Source organism: Stenotrophomonas sp. P5_A8 (assembly GCF_056400545.1).
The window spans coordinates 1-2,340 of sequence record NZ_JBFULB010000461.1 but is presented as its reverse complement, the minus strand read 5'-3'; the positions used below and the strand labels follow the sequence as shown (position 1 = coordinate 2,340).

The following is a 2,340-nucleotide window of genomic DNA, read 5'->3' as shown; positions in this document are numbered from 1 at the left end:
GGCTTGGGCCGGCCGGCGGGACTGTACAGGCGCTTGCCGTCCACGGATGGGCAAGCGCGTGTGCGGTAGGTGCCGACCGTTGGTCGGTACGCAGACGGTCCGCTCTGGCGGATTTTTTTTGATCGTGATCTGTAAACGATTTCAGCTTGGTTGAGGCTATGCTCTGCAGCACGAACATGCGCAAAAGGTGGTGGTCGATGAATGCATCTCGGATGGTGTCGCTGGCGTTGCTCTCCGTGGCCGTCGCCGGTTGCCAGAAGCAGGCGCCGGACAAGCCCGAAAAGCCGAAGCCGCCGGTCATCCTGGTCGAGGCTGACGTGCCGCCGCGCCCGATGAAGCCCGAGCTGCCGCCGCTGTTTGACGATATCGAGCGCCGCACGTTCCAGTTCTTCTGGGACACCACCAACGAAGTCAATGGCCTCAGCCCGGACCGCTATCCCTCGCGTCCGTTCGCCAGCATCGCCTCGGTCGGTTACGCGCTTACCGCCTATCCGATCGGCGTGGAGAACGGCTGGGTCAGCCGTACCCAGGCCGTGGACCGCACCCTGCTGACGCTGAAGTTCTTCCGCGACCTGCCGATGGGGCCGCAGCGCACCGGCAAGGGCGGCTACAAGGGCTTCTACTACCACTTCCTGGACATGCAGAAGGGCGCGCGCTACGACAGCTGGGTGGAGCTCTCCAGCGTGGACACCGCGCTGCTGATGATGGGCGTGCTGTTTGCCCAGTCGTACTACACCGGTGACGATTCGCGCGAGAAGGAAATCCGCGACATCGCCGAGACCCTGTACAAGCGCGTGGACTGGCCGTGGCTGCAGCAGCGCGCGCCGCTGATCTCGATGGGCTGGTTCCCCGAGAGCGGCTTCATCGACCACGACTGGATGGGCTACAACGAGGCGATGATGGTCTACATCCTCGCGCTCGGCTCGCCGACCCATCCGGTCAGCCCGGATGCCTGGACGGTGTGGACGCGCACCTACGACAACGACTGGGGCGTCTACCAGGGCCAGGAATACCTGTCCTTCGGGCCGTTGTTCGGCCATCAGTACACGCATGTGTGGGTGGACTTCCGTGACATCCAGGATGCCTACATGCGCGAGCGCGGCAGCACCTACTTCCTCAACAGCCGCTCGGCCGCGCTGGCCCAGCGCGAGTACGCCATCGCCAATCCGATGAACTGGAAGGACTATGGCGAAAACGTGTGGGGCCTGACCGCCAGCGATGGTCCGCAGAACACCACCCAGGAGTACCGCGGCGAGCAGCGTCAGTTCCGCCATTACTCCTCGCGCGGCGCCGGCCTGCGCGAAAACTTCGACGACGGCACGATCGCCCCGACCGCGGCCATCGCCTCGGTGGTGTTCGCCCCGGAAGAAGTGATCCCGGCCACGCTGGAATTGCACAAGCGCTACGGCGACTACATCTATTCCAGCTACGGGTTCCTGGATTCGTTCAATCCCAGCTTCAACTACGACATCCCGATCAAGACCGGTCGGCTGGTGCCCGACCGCGGCTGGGTGGCCAGTGACTACATCGGCATCGACCAGGGCCCGATCCTGACCATGATCGCCAACTACCGGAACGATTTCGTCTGGGACGTGATGAAGAAGAACGTGCACATCCGCAGGGGCCTGGAACGGGCCGGCTTCAGCGGTGGCTGGTTGACCCCCGAAGGCGAGGACCAGCCGATGGAACTGCAGAAAGATGAAAAGGCGGCCTCGGCGCGCTCGGTCGGCATCGCCGAATCGCGCGCGGCAGCGGCCCAGGAACAGAAGAACAGTTCCAATACGAACCGCAACCAGCAGCAGGGGAAGTAAGCAGTGCCATTGTCGTCGCGCCCCACGCTGGGTCTGAGTCTGTTCCTGCTGCTGGTCGGCAGCGTGTTGCTGGGTGGCTGTCGCAAGGAGCCCGAAGGGGTCACCGTGCGCTTCTGGGCGATGGGCCGCGAGGCCGAGGTGGTCAGCGGCCTGATCAGCGAGTTCGAAGCGGAAAATCCCGGTATCCACGTCGATGTGCAGAACATCCCATGGACGGCCGCGCACGAGAAGCTGTTGACCGCCTTCGCCGCCGACGGGCTGCCGGACGTGTGCCAGCTCGGCAATACCTGGATCCCCGAGTTCGCCGAGCTCAACACGTTGGTGCCGCTGCAGCCGTACGTGGCCCAGTCCAAGGTGGTGGATCCGGCCGACTACTTCCAGGGCATCTGGGACACCAACGTCGTGCATGACGAGCTGGTCGGGGTGCCGTGGTATGTCGATACGCGCCTGCTGTACTACCGCAAGGACCTGCTGGCCCAGGCCGGCTACGACCACCCCCCGCGCACCTGGGCGGAGTGGAACGAGATGA

2 protein-coding genes are annotated in these 2,340 nt (G+C 64.3%); both read left to right on the top strand.

Annotation, left to right across the window (positions count from 1 at the left end):
* Positions 1-176: 176 nt before the first annotated feature.
* Entirely contained in the window at positions 177-1,811 is a 1,635-nt protein-coding gene (locus AC1DQP_RS19560) for a glucoamylase family protein (protein ID WP_478052306.1), read from the top strand.
* Between the two features lie 27 nt (positions 1,812-1,838).
* A partial coding sequence (locus tag AC1DQP_RS19555; protein WP_478052307.1) for an extracellular solute-binding protein occupies positions 1,839-2,340 on the top strand: 502 nt, incomplete at its 3' end.